We start from the raw sequence: 22,360 nt of genomic DNA, 5'->3' as shown, positions 1-22,360 counted from the left end.
GTGGCGAAGCCGCAGCTACAGCTCGGACCCGGTTCTTGCCATCTTGCCCGCCAGTGCGTCGAGGCCGAGCATGGCGAGTAGCGACTCACAATCAGCCGCGTCCTCGGCATGGCTGGCGACCGTCCGGGCGGCTATCGCGCACTGTCGCGCGGTTTCAGCCTTCTCCGCGGCCCGCGCCTCGGCGAACTCGCTCTGCTCGGAGATAAGGGTGATGTGTCGTGCCGTTGGCATAGGACTCCTTGGGTTGGTCCGCAGCCTACGCGTCTTTACCGATCTGTGATAGTGCAACGGTCGGCATCCGAGGAACCCATCCGTGAAGTGGGGATGAGTCACAATGCGCGCTGCGGTCAGGTCAGCAGATCTCGGACGACGCCATCGGCGAGTAGGCGGCCGCGGTCGGTGAGGATCAGACGGTCGTTCGAGTGAATTGCCAGACCGTCGGCGATGATTCGGCTCGCGGCGGCGGATTCTGTCGGGGCCAATTCCTTCAGCGGCAGACCGGTGCGCAGGCGGATGGTGAGCATGACGCGTTCGGTGTGCTGCTCGTCGGCGGTGAGTATTTCCCAGCCCGCCGCGGGCAAACCGCCGCGCCCGACGGTATCGGCATAGCGCGCAGGGTGTTTGACGTTCCACCAGCGCACCCCGCCGACGTGGCTGTGTGCGCCGGGGCCCGCGCCGAGCCAATCGCCGCCGTCCCAGTAGCCGAGGTTGTGCCGACAGCGCGCGGAATCGCCTGCGGCCCAATTGGATACCTCGTACCAGGTGAGGCCGGCCGCGGTCAGGCGGGAGTCGATGCGTTCGTAGCGGGCGGCGAGCACATCGTCGTCGGGGGCGGGGAGTTCGCCGCGGCGGACGCGGCGAGCCAGTGCGGTGCCGTCCTCGACGATGAGCGAGTAGGCCGAGACGTGGTCGACGCCCGCGCTCAGCACCGCGTCCAGGCTCGCGTCCAGATCGCTGTCGCGTTCGCCCGGGGTGCCGTAGATCAGGTCGAGATTCACATGGTCGAATCCCGCGGCACGTGCCTCTTTCGCCGCGGTGACGGCCCGACCCGGCGTATGGGTGCGATCCAGCACCTTCAGCACATGCTGGGCCGCGGATTGCATGCCGAGCGAGACCCGGGTGAATCCGGCCGTGCGGATACGTTCGAAGAACTCCGCTGAGGTCGACTCCGGATTGGATTCGGTGGTCACCTCGGCATCGGCGGCGAGAATAAAGTTCGCGCGCACCGAGTCCAGCACCTCCGACAGGCCGTCACCGCCGAGCAGCGACGGCGTGCCACCGCCGACGAAGATCGTCGCGACCTCGGGCGTGTCCGTCGGCAGCTTCGCGAACTCGCCGGCCGCCGTCGCCAATTCGCCGCGCAGCGCTTCCAGCCAGGACTGCGGCGATGCCGAAGTGCCCAACTCACCCGCGGTATAGGTGTTGAAATCGCAATATCCGCAGCGTGTCGCACAGAACGGCACGTGGATGTAGATCCCGAACGGCCCGCCCCCGAAATCGCGCAGCACGAGGGCAGGCCTCTCGGCTTCGATCGGGGCGGCGACGGAACTCACCCCACCAGTTTGGTCCTTCCCCGTCTGAGGCTGAAGGCGGGGGATACTTGGCTCAAACCGCCTGAACGCTCAGCGAGCGCCCTGGTCTATGTTCTCGACACCCAGCAGGGTGTACCCACCCCGTTTCTGCGGTGAGCGCGGCTCCCTGCGCTGTTGCGAGCGGATTCAGTCGGCGACGACGGTGTTCTGGTTCGCGGTGAGCAGCCAGCGGCCCTCCTCCTTGGCCATGACGTACATCGGCGAGCCCTGACCGGACAGCTGACCGTCGCCGTCGAAGTACCGCTGGACCACCTTGACCGCGGCCACGTCCGGACGAATGAACAGCACATGCTCGACCTCGTAGGTCGCGGTGCCGTCCCGCATCGCACCCGGCAGCACCTGGGCGGTGAACTCACCGATGGCCGCGCGGCCGAACAGGCGCTTGCCACCTCCGGTCGTCCAGATGGCGTCCTCGCGGAACAGACCGACGAATTCGTCGACGAGCTCGTTCTGCTGGGAATGTTGAATGATGGCGACGACCTCGCGGATGGCGTCCAGGTCGATATCGGTACTCATGCCACCGAGCCTGCTACCTCGACCTAGCTCGAGGTCAATCCGAGTGACTCGCTTCACTGGCGATGATCTTGACGAATCATGCGACGCATTGAGACCGCTAACTATGACAGCCATCACAATCAGCCCGCATAGTCCAGGGAATTTCCCTAGATTTCGCGGGAAATATGGCCGCGCGGTCGGAAGGGCCGCCCTGACGTGGCACAATAGGCCCCATGCGCGGATCTGGAGTACGACTTGTGGCACGTCGCCACGTCGACTACAAGCGCGTCTGTAGCGCCTGCTGTCTGCCCGGCTCTCTCCGGTAGCTCAGCGGCGCGCATTCCCGGGTTTGCCCGGTGATTCCCGATTTCGACGGACATCGGCCCGCTGACACCGCAGGCGTGAGTCAGCCCCTCACGCCTTCAGCACGGATGTACCCTCACCCAGCAGGAGCGACCCCCATGACGTCGAGCACCGACGCCGGTCCCACGGATCAGCCCCAGCCGGAATCCCGGCCTGGGCAGCACGCGCGCCCGGTCCGCCCGGCCTCCGAACGACGGGTCCGCCCGGACCGTCCCCGGACCGAGGTAGCGGCGGGTCCGCGGGTCCGCACCGGTAAGCCGGTGCGCCGCAAGGCCGAGGGCCAGTGGGCGCTCGGCTACCGCGAGCCGCTGAACCCGAACGAGCAGTCCAAGAAGGACGACAACCCGCTCAATGTCCGGGCCCGGATCGAGAACATCTATTCCAAGCAGGGCTTCGACAGCATCGACAAGGGCGATCTGCGCGGCCGGTTCCGCTGGTGGGGTCTCTACACCCAGCGCGAACAGGGCTACGACGGCACCTGGACCGGTGACGAGAACATCGACATTCTCGAGGCCAGGTACTTCATGATGCGCATCCGCTGCGATGCGGGCGCATTGAACGTCGCGCAGCTGAAGACCCTCGGCCAGATCTCCACCGAGTTCGCCCGCGACACAGCCGACCTGTCCGACCGCGAGAACGTCCAGTACCACTGGATCGAGGTCGAGAATGTCCCCGAGATCTGGAAGCGGATCGAAGGCGTCGGCCTGAAGACCACCGAGGCGTGCGGCGACTGCCCGCGCGTGGTGCTCGGCTCGCCGCTGGCCGGTGAATCGCTGACCGAGATCATCGACCCGACGCCCGCGATCGACGAGATCGTGCGCCGCTACATCGGCAAGAAGGAATACTCCAACCTGCCGCGCAAGTTCAAGACCGCGATCTCGGGCCAGCAGGATGTGGTGCACGAGATCAACGACGTCGCGTTCGTCGGGGTGAATCACCCGGAACACGGCCCGGGTCTGGATCTGTGGGTCGGCGGCGGTCTGTCGACGAATCCGATGCTGGCCCAGCGCGTCGGTGTGTGGGTGCCGCTGGACGAGGTTCCCGATGTGTGGGAGGCCGTCGTCTCGCTGTTCCGCGACTACGGCTACCGCCGCCTGCGTACCAAGGCCCGGCTGAAGTTCCTCATCAAGGACTGGGGCATCGAGAAGTTCCGTCAGGTGCTCGAGGACGAGTACCTGAAGCGCAAGCTGATCGACGGCCCCGCGCCGGAGCAGCCGAAGAAGCCGATCGATCACGTCGGCGTGCAGAAGCTGCGCAACGGGCTCAATGCGGTCGGCTTCTCCCCCATCGCGGGCCGGGTTTCGGGCACCGTCCTGACCAAGGTCGCCGAGGCGGCGGAGAAGTACGGCTCGGACCGGATCAGGTTCACCCCGTACCAGAAACTTATCGTGCTCGATATCGCCGACGACAAGGTCGACGCGCTGATCGACGAGCTGGAACCCCTTGGCCTGCAGGCACGTCCGTCGCTGTGGCGCCGGAACCTGATGGCCTGCTCCGGGATCGAATTCTGCAAGCTCTCTTTCGCCGAGACCCGCAAGCGGTCCCAGGCGCTGGTGCCGGAGTTGGAGGAGCGACTCGCGGATCTCAATGCGCAGCTGGACGTTCCGGTGACCATCAATATCAACGGCTGCCCGAACTCCTGCGCGCGTGCGCAGGTCGCCGATATCGGTTTCAAAGGTCAGCTGATCGATGACGGCGCCGGGAATCATGTCGAGGGTTTCCAGGTTCATCTCGGTGGCAGCCTCGGCTTCGACAGCGCCTTCGGTCGCAAACTGCGTCAGCACAAGGTGACCACCAACGAGCTCGGTGACTACATCGAACGGGTGGTGCGCAACTTCATCAAGCACCGCGAGGACGGCGAACGGTTCGCTCAGTGGGCGGTTCGTGCCGACGAGGCCGACCTTCGGTAAATGGGAGAACTAGCGTGACAACGGATCAAGTAACGGCGGACCTTCCCGCGAAGCTGTCGGAAGACGAATTGCGGGCGATCGCCGAAAAAGGCGCGGCCGAACTCGGTGCCGACGCCACGGCACTGGATTTGCTGCGATGGACCGAGGACGTCTTCGGCACCGGCTACATCGTCGCCTCGAATATGCAGGACGGCGTGCTGGTTCACCTTGCCGCCCAAGTGCATTCGGGCGTGGACGTGCTCTTCCTGGATACCGGATACCACTTCGCCGAGACCATCGGCACCCGGGATGCGGTGGAGGCCGTATACGGCGTCAATGTGATCAATGTGCGGCCGGAAAGCACTGTGGCCGAACAGGATCAGCTGCTCGGCAAGGACTTGTTCACGCGTGATGCCGGTGAATGCTGCCGGTTGCGCAAGGTTGTGCCGCTGAAGCGCTCGCTCGGCGGTTACAACGCCTGGGTCACCGGCATCCGCCGGGTGGAGGCCCCGACCCGGGCCAACTCCCCGCTCATCTCGTTCGACGAGGCGTTCGGACTGGTGAAGATCAACCCGATCGCCGCCTGGTCCGACGACGAGATGCAGGCCTATATCGAACAGCACGGCATCCTCGTCAATCCCCTGGTGGAGGAGGGATATCCGTCCATCGGCTGCGCTCCGTGCACACGGAAGCCGGAGCCGGGCTCCGATCCGCGAAGCGGCCGCTGGGCCGGCCTCGCCAAGACCGAATGCGGGTTGCATCAGTCATGACCGAAACCATCAGCGCACGTTCCTTGGGCATCACCGACTTCGACACCCTCGCGGCGTTGGAGTCGGAGTCGATCCATATTTTCCGTGAGGTGGCAGGCGAATTCGAGCGGCCGGTGATCCTGTTCTCCGGCGGTAAGGATTCCACGGTGCTGCTGCACCTCGCGCTCAAGGCCTTCTGGCCCGCGCCGCTGCCGTTCGCGCTGCTGCACATCGACACCGGGCACAACCTGCCCGAGGTGCTCGAATTCCGCGACAAGGTGGTCGAAAAGTACGGCCTGCGACTGCATGTCGCGAAGGTCGAGGACTATCTGGCCGATGGCAGGCTCACCGAGCGCCCGGACGGCATCCGCAATCCCCTACAGACGGTTCCACTGCTGGACGCCATCACCGAGCACCGCTTCGACGCGGTCTTCGGCGGTGGCCGTCGCGATGAAGAGCGTTCGCGCGCCAAGGAACGAATCTTCTCGCTGCGCAATGCCTTCGGGCAGTGGGATCCGAAGCGGCAGCGGCCCGAGCTGTGGAATCTGTACAACGGCAAGCATGCTCCCGGCGAGCACGTCCGGGTGTTCCCGCTGAGCAACTGGACCGAACTCGATATCTGGCGCTACATCGCACGTGAGGATGTCGATCTGGCGAGCATCTACTACTCGCACGAGCGTCCGGTGTACCAGCGCGACGGCATGTGGATGACCCCCGGCGTCTGGGGCGGCCCACGCGATGGTGAGGTGCTCGAGACCCGTTCGGTGCGCTACCGCACCGTCGGCGACGGATCCTCCACCGGCGCAATTCTTTCCGACGCGGCCGATAACGAGGCGATTCTCGCCGAGGTCGCCGCGTCCCGTTTGACCGAGCGCGGCGCTACCCGCGGCGACGACCGAGTGTCCGAGGCCGCGATGGAAGACCGCAAGCGAGAGGGATATTTCTGATATGTCCGACCTACTGAGGCTGGCCACCGCCGGTTCTGTCGACGACGGTAAGTCCACCCTGGTCGGACGCCTGCTCTACGATACGAAATCCGTACTGGCCGACCAGATCGACGCCGTCACCCGCGCGTCGGTGGACAAAGGTCTTGCCACACCGGATCTTTCGCTGCTCGTGGACGGGCTGCGCGCGGAACGCGAGCAGGGCATCACCATCGATGTCGCCTACCGCTACTTCGCAACGCCCAAGCGTTCTTTCGTGCTCGCGGATACGCCCGGGCATGTGCAGTACACCCGCAACACCGTCTCCGGCGCGTCCACCGCGCAGCTGGTGATCCTGCTCGTCGACGCGCGCAAGGGCGTCATCGAGCAGACCCGTCGGCATGCCGCGGTACTCGCGCTGCTCGGCGTGCCGAAGCTGGTGCTCGCGGTGAACAAGATCGACCTGGTCGATGACCCGGCGACCGTATTCGCCGCGATCTCGGCCGAATTCAACACCCTCACCAGCACGCTCGGCTGGGCTGCCGACGATGTACTGGAGATTCCGGTCTCTGCACTGCACGGTGACAATATCGCCTCGCGCTCGGCGAACACTCCGTACTACGACGGGCCTTCGCTGATCGAGCACCTCGAATCGGTGCCGGTGGACGCCGACAGCTCGGGCGAGCATGCGCTCGGCCTGCGCTTCCCGGTGCAGTACGTGATCCGGCCGCGCACCGCCGAATACCCGGACTACCGCGGCTACGCGGGCCAGATCGCGGCGGGCTCGGTCTCGCCCGGCGACGAAATCGTCGTACTGCCCTCGGGAATTCGCTCCACCGTCGAGCGGGTCGATACCCCCGATGGTGAGCTCGCGGTCGCACAGGTCGGCCGCAGCGTCACGCTGATCCTGGCCGACGATGTGGACATCTCGCGCGGTGACATCATCGCCTCCCCCGCCGATGCGCCGGAGCCGATCGACACCTTCGACGCGACCGTCTGCTGGCTCGGCGATAAGCCGCTGCGCCCCGGCGCGCGCCTGCTGCTCAAGCACGGCACCCGCACCACGCAGGCGATCGTCGGCGCGCTCGTCGAGCGGTTCGACGAGCAGAACCTGACCGCGGAAGCGAGCCCGGAGTCGTTGGCGCTCAACGATATCGGCCGCATCTCGGTGCGCGTCGCCGAGCCGATCGCGGCCGACGACTACCGCGTCAACCGGCACACCGGCAGCTTCCTGCTCATCGATCCGGCGGGCGGCAATACCCTCGCCGCCGGTCTGGTCGGTGACGTGCTGTCCGCGGTCGAGGTCGGGGTCTGAGGTGAATTCGCCCGCAGGTATCGGCTCGGTGGCGCGGCTACCGGGCGGGTCCATGTGGGCGGAACTGGAGCGCTTATCGGACCACGGACAGGGACCGAGTAGACCGATATTCGGGCCTGTCCGGGTGACGGCTGCCACGCCGATCGGCGAATACGCGGAGCCCAGGCCGGCGCTCATCGCGGTGGCACACGGCAGTCGGGATCCGCGCTCGGCCGCGACGATGTCGGCGGTCGTGGCCGATATTGCCGCCGCCCGGCCGGATATCGATGTGCGGCTCGCGTTCCTCGATCTGAATGCGCCGTCGGTCGAGCAGGTCGTGAATGCCATTGCCGCGCAAGGGCACACGCATGCGGTCGTGGCACCGTTGCTGTTGGGCAGCGCTTACCATGCGCGAGTCGATCTACCCGGACTGCTTGCTGCCGCCCGCACCGCCCACCCCCAACTCGCGCTGACCCAAGCCGACGTTCTCGGGCCGGACCCGCGACTCGTCACTACCCTCCGCGACCGCACCCTGGCCGCGCTGGGACCGGCGACCTGGCCGCGGCATGGTGAACCAGTAGGGGTCGTCGTGGCCGCAGTTGGGGCGGCATCCGCGACGGCAAATGCGCGGACCAGCGAGGTGGCCAGACAGCTCGCGGCGATGACCGGCTGGCTTACCGAGGTCTGCTTCGCCACCACCGAACCTTCTGTCACCCAGGCAATTTCGCGTTTGCGCGCCCGAGGTGCCGAGCGGGCGCTCGTGGCGCCGTGGTTCCTCGCGCCGGGGCTGTTGACCGACCGCCTGGTGGCCGCCGCGCCCGAGGTGGTGCATGCGCAGGTCATCGGGCCGGATACGGCATTGACCGAAATAGTTTGGGACCGCTACGACACCGCGCTCACCGGCGCATTGAGCCTCTCTGCCTGATCTTCGGCCGAACGACCTCCGAACAGTTCCGTGCATGAGGCGAATGCCCCTGCGCCTCAGACTGACCCCCTACTCCGATTAGCGAATCGGCGCACCGCTCCATCAAGGGCGATTGCGTTCCAGGCAAGCGTGAGTCGGTTGACGTTCACACCGTCCCGAGCATCAAATTGGTTGTACCGAAAGATAATTCAGTTGACGTAGAGGACGATAGCCGTCGCGTTGTCGTTTCCGCCCGCCCGATCGGCGGCAGCCAAAAGCCTGACGACAACGGACTGCGGATTGACGCCACGGCTCAACCAGTTCCGGAGGTCGTCGTAGCCGACCTGCTCGGATACACCGTCGGTGCACAGCAGGTACCTATCGCCGGGTTGCATCGTCACGCTCAGCACATCCGGTTCCGGCGAGTCACTGTGTCCGATGTAGCGGGTCAGCTGATACCGCGCCGACGCGGCCTGCGGTGAATCGAACGGATACCAGCCGTGCACAGCGCCGAGCCACGCCATCGTGTGGTCGGTTGTCAGTAGTTCGAGCAGCCCGGCGCGCAGCCGATACACCCGGGAGTCACCGATCTGCACGAGCCAGCAGCCCTGCGGCGCGGCGACCATGGCGGTCAGTGTGCATCCGGCCAAAGTCCGCAATTCCTGACCGATCCGACTCACCCGAGCATGCGCCGCCGCCACTGCGGCACGCAGCGTGTCCGGCCCGAGTTCGACCGCATCCGCGACGTGTTCGACGAAGATATCTACCGCAGTCCTCCCCGCCGCCGCGCTGCCCGGCCCATCTCCCATGCCATCGGCCACCAGCGCTAGCAACGGCTGCTCACGGAGATAGGTGACATCGAAATTCGCCGTATAGCGTCTGCCGATATCGCTGCCCACCGCAACGTCGATCACGGGACTGCACACCCGCGAATTCTGGCACACCGCGCCATCGCAGGGCGGCCTCAGCCTCGACGGACGGGCTGGAACACGCTCGCCGAATACGGTCGGCACTCACCGCGGAGTGATCGAGTCCAGATCGGCCGGGGTCGCGGATCCCGAAGCGATACGCCGGTCGATGGCAGCCAGTGCGAACTCCCCCCAGCGAATGTTCTCCTGCTCGAAGGAGATTCCGCGCAGCAAGGTCAGGTAGGGACCGATGCGCTCGGCCTCGGCCAGATACGCCTGTTCGCTGCGCCCATCGAGCAGCCGGGCGCGCAAGCGTTCGTAGCGAGCCAGTTTCGCCTTGGACCAGTCCAGCTTCTCGGCCACCGCGGCGCGTACGGTCGGCGCATCGTCGGCGTCCATGCCCTGTACCTTGACCATCAATTCGTCGCGGACGGCGGTAGGTTTGGCGGGCTCGGCGATGAATGCGCGCAGCGCAGCCCGACCGGCCGCCGTGATGGCGTGCAGGCGCTTATTCGGACGACGCTCCTGCTGCACGACCCGGGTCTCGATCAAGCCTTCGGCGGCCATCCGCTCGAGTTCCTTGTAGAGCTGCTGGGGAGTGGCCATCCAGAAGTTCGCCACCGAGGCGTCGAAGCCTTTGGCAAGGTCATAGCCGGACGTCTCCCCTTCCAGCAGAGCGGCCAGCACCGCGTCACGTAACGCCATCCGCTCAGGCTACCACCCTCGATTATTATTCAAATTCTTGTCTAATCAACTATAGACACCAGAGCATATACACGGATACCGTTCGGAGTTGATAGACAAATAATTGACTATGAAAGGTGGAGCGATGCATCCCTTCCGTGCAGCCGTGGAGGCCCGCGACGAGGCCGCAATCGAGGCGTTGCTGGCCGACGACGTGGTGTTCACCAGTCCGGTCGCGTTCAAGCCGTATCCGGGCAAGGCGATCACCGCGGCCATCCTGCGTGGGGTGATCCGCGTATTCGAGGACTTCCGCTATGTACGCGAGATCGCCGACGCGAATGGCCGCGACCACGCCTTCGTCTTCGAGGCCACCGTCGACGGCAAGCAGCTCACCGGCTGCGACTTCCTGCATTTCGACGAGCACGGCAAGATCGACGACTTCATGGTGATGGTGCGTCCGCTCTCGGCCGCGCAGGCGTTGGCCGCACGCATGGGTGAGCAGTTCGAGCAGATCAAGGCCGAGGCCACCGAGCAGTTGCAGCGTGAGGCGGCGCAGGCGTGACCGATTACGACGCCATCGTCATCGGCGCTGGCAATGCCGGGCTGACGGCCGCGGCCACCTTGCAGCGCGCGGGTGCGCGAACTCTGCTGCTGGAGCGGCACAACGTTCCCGGCGGCTGCGGAACTTCGTTCCGCCGTGGACGTTTCGAATTCGAGGTTGCGCTGCACCAACTTTCGGGTGTCGGTGCCGACGGGCAGCCGATGTCGTTGCGGGAGGGCCTGTTCCAGCAGCTGGGTATCGCCGACAAGCTTGAATTCGTACAGGAGCATGACCTGTACCGTGCGGTGATTCCCGGGCAGCTCGATCTCACGCTGCCCGCGGACTGGGATGCCGCAATCGACGCTATCGAAGCCGAGTTCCCCGGCAACCGCGACCGGACGGCGAAGTTCTTCGAATTGCTGAAGCAGGTGACGTTCTGGCAGATCGCCGCCATGCGCGGGATGCCGGTCGAGCAGATCGACCCGGTGCTGTTCGAATACGGGCTGCGGCCGCTGAAGGCGGTGCTCGACGAGTTCTTCGACGACGACCGGATCAAGGTCGCGCTCGGTATGTACTGGACCTATCTCGGGCAGCCGCCGTCGAAGCTGCGGTTCCAGGATCTGGCGCTTACCTTGTTCGCCTACTTCGAATTCAAGCCATGGCATCTGCGCGGCGGCTCACAAGCCATGTCCACCGCCATCCTCGACGCCTTCCTGCAGGCGGGCGGTGCGGTGCGGTTCAACACCGCGGTCGAGGCCATTCTCACCGATGCGGACCAGGTATTTGGCGTCCGGCTCGATGACGGCACCGAGGTCACCGCTCCCGACGTAGTGTCCAACGCCTCGCTGCCGACCACCTACGGAATGCTCGAAGGCATCGATCTGCCCGCTGCGGTACGAGATGATCTGGCTACCAGGCGAATCGGCGTATCCGGTTTCGTGCTGCACATGGGCCTGGACGCCACCCCGGCCGAACTCGGGTTCACCACCAGCACAACCTTCGTCAATATGGACACCGACGACGACCGCACCCACAACGCGTGGCGATCCTTCCAGCCCGCGCGCGGAATCTGCGTCAGCTCTTACGATGTCGCACCGATCGGGTTCGCGCCCACCGGCGCCACCCATGTCAGCCTCATGACCCTGCAATACGGCGAAATCTGGCGCAATGTGGCTCCGTCGGAATACGCACGCACCAAGTTCGCCTATGCCCAAACGCTGCTCGACCTGTGCGAGACCATCACCCCCGACATCCGCGACGCCATCGAAGAGGTCGATGTCGCAACACCGTTGACCATGATGCGCTACCTCGGCCACCCCGGCGGCACGATCTACGGCTACGACCAGGACGCCACCGAGAACTGGCTGTTCCGCAACAGCGAACGCGAAACCCACATACCCGGACTGCATCTGGCCGGTTCGTGGGCAGGCATCGGCGGATTCCAACCCACCCTCGAAGCCGGCGCACGCGTCGCGCGTCGCCTGCTGCGCGCCAAGGCCGCCTGAACGGAGCACATCATGAAACATCCCCTCGCAGAACGGTTCGACGGCGCGGCACAGATCCTCGTCGAAATCGAGTCCCGCATCCCCGACACCCGCGACCACCCCGCCGAGACCCGCGCCACCATCGACGCCTACCACCCCCAGCGGCTGCGGCTGATCGTCGCCGAGATCATCGGCGAGACCGCGACCACCAAAACCTTCCGGCTAGCGGGTGTCGATCAGCTCGAGCTGCCGCCGTTCCTGGCGGGACAGTACGTCAATGTCTTCGTCGACGGCACCAGCCGCCCGTACGCCATCTCCTCGAGCCCGGCCACGCTCGACCACTACGACCTGACCGTGCGGCGCGTCCCCGGCGGACGCATCAGCAATCTGCTCATCGAAACGGTGCAGGTCGGGCGAGTACTCACCACGACCGGGCCGATGGGCACCTTCCACCACAACCCGCTCTTCCACGGCGACGACCTGGTATTCCTCGCGGGCGGTTCCGGTGTCGCCCCGGCGATGAGCATGATCCGCGAGATCGTCGACCGCGATCTGGACCGCACATTCCACCTCGTCTACGGCTCCCGCTCCGCCGACGACATCATCTTCCGCGCCGAACTCGACGCACTCGCCACCCGATATCCCGGTGTCGTCGTCGACCACGTCATCACCGAACCCGACACCGACTGGACCGGGCCAACCGGATTCCTCACCGCCGACACCATCCGCGCCCTGACCGGCGAACTCGACGGCCGCATGGTCTACGTCTGCGGCCCGCAGGCGCTCTACCCGTACGCGCTCGGACAACTCCGCGCACTCGGCCAGCCGCGCAAGCGAATCCGCTTCGAAGCAAATGGCGCACCGAGCGACCCGGCTGCCCAACCCCATTGGCCCGCCGACGTGGATCCTGCCGAGAAGGTGACCGTCACCGTCGGCGGCATCAGCTTCCGTACGCCGCGCAACCGCCCACTGCTGGATGCGTTGGAGGACAACGATATTCGGCCCGAGGCAGCATGCCGATCCGGTGAGTGCAGCCTGTGCCGGGTCCGGATCGTCAAAGGCGAGGTGCATAACGCCGAGGAAGCGAAGTTGCGGCTGTCCGACGAGCAGTTCGGCTATACCCACTCCTGCGTGGCCTACCCGATCAGCGATGTGGAGATCGATCTGTGAATGCCGGTGTCAGCCACAGTCCAGAATCCCGTTCACGATGGTGTGCGCGGTGGTGACACCGCGATCATCACCCATCTGCTGGGCGGTATTGGCCGCGCTGATCACCGCATCGAGTTCGAAAGCCATGGCATCGGCGTCGCGGCCGGTGAGATCGCCCTGTTCCTGCGCGTGCCGAATCTGCTTGGCCAAGAAGTCGAGCCATTCGCTGTGATCCTCGGCGATCGCATCGCGGACCGGGCCGGGTTTGCTGTCGAATTCGGCAATGGTGGCCACGCGGAAGCAGCCGCCTGGAAATGTCGAGTCGATGATGTGGTCGAACCAGCGATCCATGATGGTGCGCAGGCGCGGTAGGCCGCGCGGTTCGCTGAGACTCGGCGCGATCACCCGTTCGATGAAGGCTTCGCGAGCCGCCTTCACCGCAGCGACCTGCAGTGCTTCCTTGGTGCCGAACAAAGTGGCTATGCCGCTTTTGCTGATGCCGAGATCGGTCGCGAGACGGCCGATGCTCAAGCCTGTCAATCCTTCGATCGAGGCCACGTCGGCGGCATGTCTGGCGATCGAGGCCCGGGAGCGGGCGCCTTTGGCGAGGCGCTGATCGGTGCCCTGCGCGGTGGTTGTCGACTCGGCCATGAGGCCATTCTTCCACTTCCGGCTTGCAAATACGAACGTACGGTCGTACGTTTATTGCACGAACGGTCGTACGTTTAGATTTCGCCTCACCGAAGGATCTCCCTCATGACCGAAGTGTCCGAGCGGACCGACAGTCCGCCGACCTCGAAGGCCGCCGTGCGCACGCTCGTGATCGCCTGTGGTGCAGCGTTCATCGCCTTCCTGGACCTGTCCGTCGTCAATATCGCGTTTCCCTCGATCGCCCGCGACTTTCCCGGTACCGCGACAACCACGCTGACCTGGGTGGTAAGCGGTTATGCCATCGCCTTCGCGGCACTGCTCACCCCGGCGGGCCGCGTCGCCGACGCCCTCGGACGGCGCAGGCTGTTCCTGATCGCACTGGTCGGTTTCGCCGTGACATCCCTGCTGTGCGGACTCGCGCCCACCGCGGGTTGGCTCATTGCCGGACGCCTGCTGCAAGGTGCGGCGGCGGCGCTGATGGTGCCGTCCGCACTCGGACTCGTCCTCACCGTCACGCCGCGCGAGAAGATCGGTGCGGCCATCGGAGCCTGGTCTGCCGCAGGCGGTTTCGCCGCCGTGGTCGGTCCGGCGATCGGCGGCGCGCTGGTCGAGGCCTTCGGCTGGCGAGCGGTATTCGTCATCAATATCCCGGTGGCAATCGCGCTGATCGCGCCCGGGCTGCGCATTCCCGTACCCGATATCCGTCAACCCGGCAGTGCGCTGCCAGACCCTATCGGGACCATCGCCATTGCCCTTGGACTCGGCGGCGTGGTCGCCGGGGTGACCGAGGGGCAGCGGTGGGGCTGGACCGCACCCGGCACACTCGCTGTACTCGGCGTCGGCGCACTACTGATCGTGGCCGCGCTGATTCGCTCTGTGCGCCACCACAACCCGGCCATCGCGGTCGAATTGTGGCAGAGCAGGCCGTATGCGCTGGCCAATGCCGCCTCGTTCGTCTTCGGTGCGACCATGTTCGCCTGGCTGCTCGCCGGACCGCTGTTCCTGGATGCGGTCTGGCAGTATTCGGTGCTCGGCTCGGCCGCGGCATTGACGGTGGGCGCGGTGTCCTCGATGGTGACCGCGACGATTGCCGGTCGCGTCACGGCGGCGAGCGCCCGGCGTTGGCTCGGTGTTCTCGGGGCGCTGATGTACACCGGCACCAATGTGTGGATGAGCACCGATGCATTCGGGCCGACACCGGCTTTGTGGTCCGCGTGGATACCGGCCGGGCTGTTCGGCGGTGGTGGCGTCGGGATCGTTGTGACGGTGCTCGGCACCGCCGCCGCGAGTTCGCTTCCACCGCAACGCTTCGCGGCCGGAATCGGCATGAATCTGACCGCCAGGCAGGTGGGCGGTGCGCTCGGTGTCGCGGTGCTGGCTGCGGTCTTCGCCGCCAATGCCGAGGATGCGCTGGCCGCCTTCCACACGCTGTTCGCCGTTTGCGCAGGCATCGGTATCGCGTCCGCATTGGTTATCGCGATTCCGGCGCGCATCCCTGTTGCCGTTCCCACCCAGAGCTAGGAGTTGCCTTGACGAACAACGATATTCGTACCGAAGCCAACGATCCGCTGCTGTTGTCGAACACCGCCGCACTCGAACTACTCGCCGACGCGCCCTGGCAGCGCTATGCGGTACTCGGGGATTCGATCGCCCATGGCGTCGGCGATCCGAGTCCCGGGTACGACACGGCCGGATGGGCAGATCGCGTCGCCGCGGCTTTGACGGCGGCGAATCCCGCTCTGGCATATCTGAATACCGGCCGGATCGGGGCGACGTCCGCGCAGGTACGCGCAGATCAGCTGCCGCAGGTGCTCGAATTCGCGCCGGACCTGGTGCATATCAGCTGCGGTGGAAACGATTTGTTCACTCCCGGTGGCAATCTCGACGAGTTGCGCGCGAACCTCGACGCACTCTTCGGTGCCTTGGCCCGCAGCGGGGCGCAAGTGAGCACCTTCACCCTCGCCGATGTGTGGGAGACGGAACGGATGGCGCCGATGCGCCCGATGCGGGAACGGATGTCGATGCTCAACGACATCATCCGCGAGCTTGCCGCACGTTACGACGCCGTGCTGGTGGAGTTCTGGGACCATCCGCTGCGGCTGCGTCCGGATCTGATGAGCGCCGATCTCATCCACTTCACGATGAGCGGGCACGCGGTGGTGGCCACCGAAATGATGCGCGCGCTGCACGGACTGCTGCCCGAACCCGCGCATTGATCGAAACCAGGCACCGGGCCGCGTCGGAGCTTGTCGCTCGGCCGCGGCCCGGTGTTCTTCTCCTCGGATGCCTGATCGGCGTTCGCAAACGCCGAATCTCCTAGTGGATGTGGATCAGGGCAGAACCTGCGGCACTGCGTATCGATGTGCAAGATTCGGTTTGCCGTGCGATCACTCACCATATCGATCGACGAGTTCGGCCCCGAGTACCGCCAACTCCGCCTGCACCGATTGCGGTGTCAGCACCTCGATTTCGGCACCCCAGCCCGCCAATTGTTGGGCGATCATGCGCGGGGTCGGTGCGGTGATGCGGACCTGAACGCGACCGTCGGCAACCGGACCGTCCACCTCACAATGTCGCCCCTGCTGCTTGCGCAGGACCGGAAGTAGCTGCGGTGCAATGAGCGCGGTGGCGGATGTGGCGGCACGACGTTGTTCAACGTCGCCGACCACCTCCGCCCAGGCGGTAGAAAGATCGAAATCCGCGGGGCGGTGGGCGATTTCGTTGGTGATCGTGGCATCGACGATGCGATCGACGCGGAAGGTGCGCCTGCCACGGTCGGTGCCTGCGATGAGATACCAGATGGCGTCCTTGTCGACCAGGCCCCACGGGTCGACGACGCGCCGGGTGCGCTCCCCCGCCCGCTCATATGTCAGCTGCACCTTGCGGCGTTGAACTACCGCGCGCTGCAACAATTCCACGAGCTGCGGCCGGGTCTGATCGTGCTCACCCCAGCGCGCGGGATCGATCACCACCGCATCGGCCGCTGCCTCCGCATCGGTGCGAAAGGTCTGCGGTAGGGCGCGCACCAGCTTGCGCAGCGCCGATTTCAGCTCGGGCACCGCGCTCGCGGACGGTCCCGCCAGCAGGAACAGCGCGCGAGCCTCCGGTTCGGTGAGGCCACTGAGATCCGTGCGCGCGCCGCCGACCAGCGACCAGCCGCCGCCCCGACCCGGCTGCGGATAGACCGGAACTCCTGCGGCCGAGAGCGCCTCCAGGTCACGGCGCGCGGTGGCGACCGATACCTCTAGTTCGGCGGCGATCTCGGCAGCCGTCACCCGGCCGCGGGTCTGCATCAGCAACAGGGTCGCCACCAATCGGTCTGCTCGCATGAGCACAATTCTGCCGAAAAAAGTGCTCATTCGGTGAGCACTTTAGGCGGAATCATGGATCGCACAAGCAAGGAAGACACCGATCAGAGGAGACCAAGATGTTGCGTGGAATGGCCACCGTTTCGTTCTATGCCGACGACCTCGACGCCGCGAAGGACTGGTACACCGAGGTGCTCGGCCTCGAGCCGTACTACGCGGTGCCCGGCGGATACTACGAATTCCGCATCGGCGACTACCAGCACGAACTGGGGATCATCAATCGCAAATTCGCCCCGGCAGGCGCACAGAACGCCCCCGGCGGAGCCATCCTGCACTGGCATGTCGACGATGTGCAGGCGAGTTTCGACCGACTTGTGGCCCTCGGAGCCGAGGAGTACGAGCCGATCACGCCGCGCGGCAACGGAGATTTCATCACCGCCTCGGTAGTAGACCCCTTCGGCAACGTCCTCGGCATCATGCAGAACCCTCACTACCTGGAGATCCTCGACCACGCGTAAGCGGCCGCCCAGGGTTGCCCCGGGAATGCAATGGTGGCGAAGCGTTCCCGGGGGTTTGCCCACTCATTCACGACGCCACCCAAGGCATGCTTGTCCCGAGCACGCTTGGCGGTAGGGCGCTCTCGGGGCTCCCCGCCCTGCCACGACGCCACCCGGCTGCCTTGCCCCGAGAATGCGTGGTGGCGGGGCGCTCTCGGCCCGGGCTCGCAGGGTCCGCCCGCCCTTCGCGACGCCACCCGAAGCATGCCCTGCCCCGAGGATGCATTGGTGGCGGGTCAATGTTTGCCGCCTCCAACGCATGGTGATCATCGGTCCAGGTCAGTGGCCGAACCAGCGCTCCAGGATTTTGGCGACGCCGTCTTCGGCGACATCGTCGGCGACTTCGTCCGCCCAGTTGCGGACCTCGTTCGGTGCATTCGCCATCGCTACGGAATGTCCTGCCCAGTGCAGCATTTCGCGGTCGTTGTAGCCGTCGCCGATGGCGAGGGTGGCGGCGCGGGGGATGCAGAGTGCGGTGCGTAGTCGCTCCAATGCCCACCCCTTGGAGACGCCGCGGCGCGAAACGGTAAGCCACGGGCCGAATTCGCCGTGCACCCAGCTCGCACCTGGTACGCGCAGTTGGGTGAGCAGGCGCAGCATCTCTTCCAGGGAACCGTCGGGCCACCAACCGTTCAGTCGCGGAGTCGGCTCGCTGCTCAACGCGCCGTCATCGACGAGAACGTATTCGCCGATAGAGAATTCGCCCGGACTGACCCCGGTGGCCCAGGTGCCGATGCCGACCTTCTCCACCGCGAAGATCATCTCCGGAAACAGTGCGCGCAAGGCGGCAACCGCGGGCCCCGGATCGAAGGTCTGCACCGCCACCGGCTGCCCCTTCGCCACATCGACATGCACCGCACCGTTGGAACACAACGCATGTCCATCGACCAGCCCGAGCTCCTGCAGCACAGGCCGCGTCGTCATCAACGTTCGCCCGGTCGTCACAACCACATGCGCCCCCGCCGCCACCGCCGCCCGCACAGCATCGATCACCCGTTCACTGACCGGCGATCCCGTCCGCAGCAACGTTCCATCGACATCCAGCGCAACAAGCTGAGGTCCCCCGTGTACCACCAACCCATTGTGCATCGCTATGGCACTCGGCGTCATCGAAATTCGACCGGTCCGAATGTGCCCCACCCCTTGCCGACAGCCCGGCACGTCAGTAGCCGTACTCCCGCACGGAAACCGCACCCCGCACGAGCACTACAAGAGTGCGAATCCCGACAAACGATTCGATCTGTGCGATCGCGCGGCAGCCCACAACGCAGCCAACAGCCGTGTAGACCAGCGAGTTTCACGCAACCGACGAAGCTGCGGCAGTGACCATTCACACGCAGTGCCCCACCGCTCGACTACGGACTCCAACACCTGTGCCAGGCCCGACCCACTGGAACCATCCATACTGATTCACCAAAGGATCTCGGCACGAAGTGCCACCAGCTCTCCGTTCTGCCGTCGTGCGTAATCAGCCAGCTCTATGCGGGCGCTCGCCCGCGCCTCGGTCGAACGGTCAGGACCTCAGTCGTGGCGCGCACCCAAACAGGCGCGCACTAGGGATCCGCCAAGGAGTTACTACCGAACGATCGACTACGGGCACCCCGCCCAGGAACGGCCAACACCCATTCCACCGACAGCCGGTTCCATGCTCGGCCTCGGCCACCCGCCCGCTGAAACGATCACGACACGCATCACGCTGCCCACAAAGCGACACACCGCTGATACGCCCGAAAGTTCCTACCGGACAATCACCTCCGGGCACCCCACCCACGACCGGCCAACACCCATTCCACCGACAGCCGGTTCCATGCTCGGCCTCGGCCACCCGCCCGCTGAAACGATCACGACACGCATCACGCTGCCCACAAAGCGACACACCGCTGATACGCCCGAAAGTTCCTACCGGACAATCACCTCCGGGCACCCCACCCACGACCGGCCAACACCCGGCGAACGGCTTGACACGAGACACGGCTCGGGCCGACGACTATGCCCGCCATGCCTAACCGAGACATACGATCTGGACGATCCCCGCGAGCGCGGCGGACATCGATTGCGGATGAAGCCCTGCACCCTGTGCCGAGGTTCAAAGGCTCGCTTCGAATGCGGCAAACTCTGCCCTACCTGCACCGACAGCCGGTTCCATGCTCGGCCTCGGCCACCCGCTCACTGAAACGATCACGACTCGAGTCACGCTGCCCACAGAGCGACACACTACTGAGCCACCCGAAACTTCCTCCGGACAACCACTTCCGGGCTACACGCGCCCACGGTTGGCTTGCGCCCGTTCCACCGACCGGTGCAATCGAAAGGTCCCAGGTCGGCCTCGGCCCGCACTCAATGGGCGATGGCGATTCGGCTGCGTACCTCCGTGGGGCGAGGCACTGCGGGGACCCTCCCGAGGAGTACTACCGCGAACTATCTGCGGGCACCGCCACCGCCACCCGAACCGTGTGAGAAGCCTCCGCCGGAGAAGCCTCCGCCGGAGGAGGCACCGCCGGAGCTGGTGCTGCCGCCGGAAGTGTTTCCGCCGGAGAACCTACCGTTGGAGGAGCTGCCTCCGGTCGCACCGGCGCTGGTCCCGCCTGAGGTCCCGCCACCGGTCGAACCGCCGACCGTGCCGCCGCTCGTCGAACCACCCGACATACCACCGCCCGTCGAACCACCCGACATACCACCGCCCGTCGAACCACCCGACATACCACCGCCCGTCGAACCACCCGAGGTACCGCCGCTCGCGGAGCCGCCGGATGCGCCACTATCCGCAGAACCGCCCGAGGTACCGCCGCCCGTCGAACCACCCGACATACCATCGCCCGTCGAACCGCCCGAGGTACCGCCGCTCGCGGAGCCGCCCGAAGTACCGCCATTCGTGGAGCCTCCCGACGCACCGCCACCCGTCGAGCCCGATCCACCACCGCTCGAGGAGCCGCCGGATGCGCCCCCATCCGCAGAACCGCCCGAGGTACCACCGCCCGTCGAACCACCTGAAGCGCCAGTGCTTGTCGAGCCGCCCGAGGTGCTACCCGACGAACCGCCGCTGGTGGAATTTCCCGACGTCGAACCGCTGGTGCCCGAAGTCGTGCCGCCGGACGCATCACCCGTGCTGCCACCGGAGCTGCCATCCGAGGCGGTTCCGCCCGATGTCCCAGTCCCGGTAGATGTTTCACCCGTAGTCGCACCCGGTACACCAGCGCCCGTCGAGGTGCCGCCGGTCGCCGGGGTCGCGGTACCCGGGGTCGCGGTACCCGGGGTCGCGGTACCCGGGGTGGTTGCGTTGCCAGCCGGAACGGCGGGAGTCGAATTAGCCGGGGCGGGAAACGAACCCGGAAGGCTGACGCTCGGGATGGGCGTGCCAGTGGCAGGCTGGTTGGGCACGGCGGGAATCGTCCGCGGGCTTCGGATGAATGGCAGCGGGTTCAGGAACTGGGCGGGATTGGCGTAGGTGACACCACCGGAATGTGCTGTCCCACCGCGTGGTTCGCTGTGCCTGCCGCCGTGTGCCTCGGCCACGGACGGGCCGATCGTTGGTCCGATCGGCGTTGTATGGGCGACGGGAGCGATCCCGTAGGCCGGTCGACCGGAATAGCCGAAACCCGCTGCCGTGGTCGCCCAGCCAACCGCCGCGGAACCGGCCTCGGCGAGTGCCTCGACATCGGGCTCGAGCAGTAAATTGTCCATCGGGAAGCTGCCCGGCGAGGCATCCACCAGGGATGGCATCTGCGAAATATTCGGGCCGCCGAATACCGTGACGGCCGATACCGCCACCGCGGAAGCTACTGCTGCACTGGAGAATACGGCAACCTTCGGCGCTCGATGCCGACCACCGGTCGACATCGGTGCGAAGCTGCGGGCCGCATAGCCGGCGGCACCGACGGCGACGGTCTGCCCCGGATCGCTCGACATCACCACCGGTCGGCCGAGTTCGGCAAGGATGCGCGCGACCTCGACGGGACGGGTGGCGCCACCGACCAGCAGGATGCAGCTGATATCGGACAGGCACCGTCCCGTCGATTCCACACATTCGTGGACCACATCGAGGGAATCCCGGATGTGCTGGGCGCGCATGCTCGTGATATCGACAATCGAGGTCATCTGCAGCATCGACCCGTTGTCGCCGGGTTCGGCGACCCGGGCGTACCGCGCAATCATCGAACCGAGCGGCCGACCGCCGAAATCGTAGGAGCGCACGGACTTTCCGACGATCGGGTGATCGTCCCAGTCCGGTCCGACCCGCACCATCGACACATCGAGACTGGCCCCACCGAGGTCGTACACCAGCACGAATCCGGACTCCAGCGGTCCACGTTCCTGTTCGAGCCACTCCGCGGCCGCGACGGGTTCGGGTATGAGCAGCACATCCGCGGCACCGGCCAGATTCAACGCCTGCCGCAGCAACGACAGCTGCTTATCGGAATAGCATGCGGGATAGGTGGCCACGGCTCCCGCGGTCGGCGGGAAGGATTCGACCAGGCCGTTCACTACGGCGGCGACCAGGTTCGCGGGTGACCAGAGCCGACCGCCCACGACGACCGACTCGGGGTCGCGCGCCAGATCAGCGAAATCCGTTACGGCCATGTCGAATTGGGGGATCCCCCCGATTCGGATGCTACCCGCACTGTCGAAGGTCACCGCCGTGCGGCGCGTCCGCACCGACGACAAGGGCCGCTCGCCGGTCACCATGGCGGATACGGAGTTCACTGAACCGATGCTGAAACCCAGACCTGTAGTCATTCGCTATCCCGTCAACGCACCGAGACCACGTCCATCACACAGGAGATCCATGTGGCCGCGGTCGCTTCCCAAACAGCACCCACAGGTTAGCTGCTGCCGGATCGATTCGGATGTCGAATTGATATGAAACGTTTG

At 65.8% G+C, this 22,360-nt stretch carries 21 protein-coding genes; 12 read left to right on the top strand and 9 right to left on the bottom strand.

The genetic code is table 11. The features are described from left to right. Nucleotides 1-15: 15 nt before the first annotated feature. From OIE68_RS41565 to OIE68_RS41555, 3 genes are all read right to left on the bottom strand, one after another. Nucleotides 16-231 (bottom strand): hypothetical protein, encoded by a 216-nt coding sequence (locus OIE68_RS41565; protein WP_327096355.1) that lies wholly within the window; start codon nt 229-231, stop codon nt 16-18. A gap of 116 nt (nt 232-347) precedes the next feature. Continuing rightward, complete coding sequence (hemW, locus tag OIE68_RS41560; protein WP_419150642.1) at nt 348-1,553, bottom strand: radical SAM family heme chaperone HemW; 1,206 nt, start codon at nt 1,551-1,553, stop codon at nt 348-350. 165 nt (nt 1,554-1,718) lie between these two features. Then, nucleotides 1,719-2,108 (bottom strand): SgcJ/EcaC family oxidoreductase, encoded by a 390-nt coding sequence (locus tag OIE68_RS41555; protein ID WP_327096354.1) that lies wholly within the window; start codon nt 2,106-2,108, stop codon nt 1,719-1,721. Between the two features lie 212 nt (nt 2,109-2,320). Here OIE68_RS41555 and OIE68_RS47325 point away from each other — a divergent pair, with 212 nt between their 5' ends. The 6 genes from OIE68_RS47325 to OIE68_RS41525 all read left to right on the top strand — a co-directional run bounded on the left by OIE68_RS47325 (nt 2,321) and on the right by OIE68_RS41525 (nt 8,230). Continuing rightward, a complete protein-coding gene (locus tag OIE68_RS47325) occupies nt 2,321-2,413 on the top strand; it encodes an Ms4527A family Cys-rich leader peptide (protein WP_357470198.1) in 93 nt (30 codons plus the stop codon). A gap of 135 nt (nt 2,414-2,548) precedes the next feature. Continuing rightward, on the top strand, nt 2,549-4,360 hold the full coding sequence (locus tag OIE68_RS41545; protein ID WP_327096352.1) for a nitrite/sulfite reductase: 1,812 nt from the start codon (nt 2,549-2,551) through the stop codon (nt 4,358-4,360). Nucleotides 4,361-4,374: 14 nt separating this feature from the next. Continuing rightward, entirely contained in the window at nt 4,375-5,109 is a 735-nt protein-coding gene (locus tag OIE68_RS41540) for a phosphoadenylyl-sulfate reductase (RefSeq protein ID WP_327096351.1), read from the top strand. Next, entirely contained in the window at nt 5,106-6,035 is a 930-nt protein-coding gene (cysD, locus tag OIE68_RS41535) for a sulfate adenylyltransferase subunit CysD (RefSeq protein ID WP_419150641.1), read from the top strand. Before OIE68_RS41540 ends, cysD begins: the two co-directional genes overlap by 4 nt. 1 nt (nt 6,036) lies before the next feature. Continuing rightward, a complete protein-coding gene (locus tag OIE68_RS41530; RefSeq protein ID WP_327096349.1) occupies nt 6,037-7,326 on the top strand; it encodes a sulfate adenylyltransferase subunit 1 in 1,290 nt (429 codons plus the stop codon). 1 nt (nt 7,327) lies between these two features. Then, nucleotides 7,328-8,230: a sirohydrochlorin chelatase gene (locus OIE68_RS41525; protein WP_327096348.1), complete on the top strand. Its 903-nt coding sequence runs from the start codon at nt 7,328-7,330 to the stop codon at nt 8,228-8,230. A gap of 188 nt (nt 8,231-8,418) precedes the next feature. On the opposite strand, the gene OIE68_RS41520 is transcribed toward OIE68_RS41525, so the two are convergent. After that, nucleotides 8,419-9,135 (bottom strand): PP2C family protein-serine/threonine phosphatase, encoded by a 717-nt coding sequence (locus OIE68_RS41520; protein WP_327096347.1) that lies wholly within the window; start codon nt 9,133-9,135, stop codon nt 8,419-8,421. 87 nt (nt 9,136-9,222) lie between these two features. Then, nucleotides 9,223-9,822: a PadR family transcriptional regulator gene (locus tag OIE68_RS41515; RefSeq protein ID WP_327096346.1), complete on the bottom strand. Its 600-nt coding sequence runs from the start codon at nt 9,820-9,822 to the stop codon at nt 9,223-9,225. A 124-nt stretch (nt 9,823-9,946) separates the two neighbouring features. Here OIE68_RS41515 and OIE68_RS41510 point away from each other — a divergent pair, with 124 nt between their 5' ends. The 3 genes from OIE68_RS41510 to OIE68_RS41500 are packed head-to-tail and all read left to right on the top strand — an operon-like array spanning nt 9,947 to nt 12,996. After that, nucleotides 9,947-10,363, top strand: a complete 417-nt coding sequence (locus OIE68_RS41510; RefSeq protein ID WP_040688058.1) for a nuclear transport factor 2 family protein — start codon at nt 9,947-9,949, stop codon at nt 10,361-10,363. Then, the gene (locus OIE68_RS41505; RefSeq protein ID WP_327096345.1) at nt 10,360-11,847 is read left to right on the top strand and encodes an NAD(P)/FAD-dependent oxidoreductase; all 1,488 of its coding nucleotides are present in this window, start codon (nt 10,360-10,362) and stop codon (nt 11,845-11,847) included. Before OIE68_RS41510 ends, OIE68_RS41505 begins: the two co-directional genes overlap by 4 nt. A 12-nt stretch (nt 11,848-11,859) precedes the next feature. After that, nucleotides 11,860-12,996, top strand: coding sequence for an FAD-binding oxidoreductase (locus tag OIE68_RS41500; RefSeq protein ID WP_327096344.1), 1,137 nt, complete (start codon nt 11,860-11,862; stop codon nt 12,994-12,996). A 9-nt stretch (nt 12,997-13,005) separates the two neighbouring features. Here OIE68_RS41500 and OIE68_RS41495 read toward each other — a convergent pair whose 3' ends face one another. Next, nucleotides 13,006-13,626, bottom strand: a complete 621-nt coding sequence (locus OIE68_RS41495) for a TetR/AcrR family transcriptional regulator (RefSeq protein ID WP_327096343.1) — start codon at nt 13,624-13,626, stop codon at nt 13,006-13,008. Between the two features lie 105 nt (nt 13,627-13,731). On the opposite strand from OIE68_RS41495, the gene OIE68_RS41490 reads away from it, so the two are divergent. Both OIE68_RS41490 and OIE68_RS41485 read left to right on the top strand, forming a co-directional pair. Then, nucleotides 13,732-15,147: an MFS transporter gene (locus OIE68_RS41490; RefSeq protein ID WP_327096342.1), complete on the top strand. Its 1,416-nt coding sequence runs from the start codon at nt 13,732-13,734 to the stop codon at nt 15,145-15,147. Between the two features lie 8 nt (nt 15,148-15,155). Beyond that, on the top strand, nt 15,156-15,842 hold the full coding sequence (locus tag OIE68_RS41485) for an SGNH/GDSL hydrolase family protein (protein WP_327096341.1): 687 nt from the start codon (nt 15,156-15,158) through the stop codon (nt 15,840-15,842). Nucleotides 15,843-16,013: 171 nt separating this feature from the next. Here OIE68_RS41485 and OIE68_RS41480 read toward each other — a convergent pair whose 3' ends face one another. After that, the gene (locus OIE68_RS41480) at nt 16,014-16,955 is read right to left on the bottom strand and encodes a YafY family protein (protein WP_327096340.1); all 942 of its coding nucleotides are present in this window, start codon (nt 16,953-16,955) and stop codon (nt 16,014-16,016) included. A 98-nt stretch (nt 16,956-17,053) separates the two neighbouring features. On the opposite strand from OIE68_RS41480, the gene OIE68_RS41475 reads away from it, so the two are divergent. Then, a complete protein-coding gene (locus OIE68_RS41475) occupies nt 17,054-17,452 on the top strand; it encodes a VOC family protein (RefSeq protein ID WP_327096339.1) in 399 nt (132 codons plus the stop codon). A 318-nt stretch (nt 17,453-17,770) separates the two neighbouring features. Here the strand turns inward: OIE68_RS41475 and OIE68_RS41470 are convergent, their stop codons facing one another. Continuing rightward, a complete protein-coding gene (locus OIE68_RS41470; protein ID WP_327096338.1) occupies nt 17,771-18,601 on the bottom strand; it encodes an HAD family hydrolase in 831 nt (276 codons plus the stop codon). Nucleotides 18,602-19,909: 1,308 nt separating this feature from the next. Next, nucleotides 19,910-22,192 (bottom strand): Hsp70 family protein, encoded by a 2,283-nt coding sequence (locus OIE68_RS41465; RefSeq protein ID WP_327096337.1) that lies wholly within the window; start codon nt 22,190-22,192, stop codon nt 19,910-19,912. Nucleotides 22,193-22,360: the final 168 nt, after the last annotated feature.

Source organism: Nocardia vinacea (genome assembly GCF_035920345.1).
In the GTDB taxonomy this organism is placed as follows: Bacteria; Actinomycetota; Actinomycetes; order Mycobacteriales; family Mycobacteriaceae; genus Nocardia; species Nocardia vinacea_A.
Note: the sequence above shows the minus strand (reverse complement) of the source record. Positions and strands in the feature narration are given on the sequence as shown.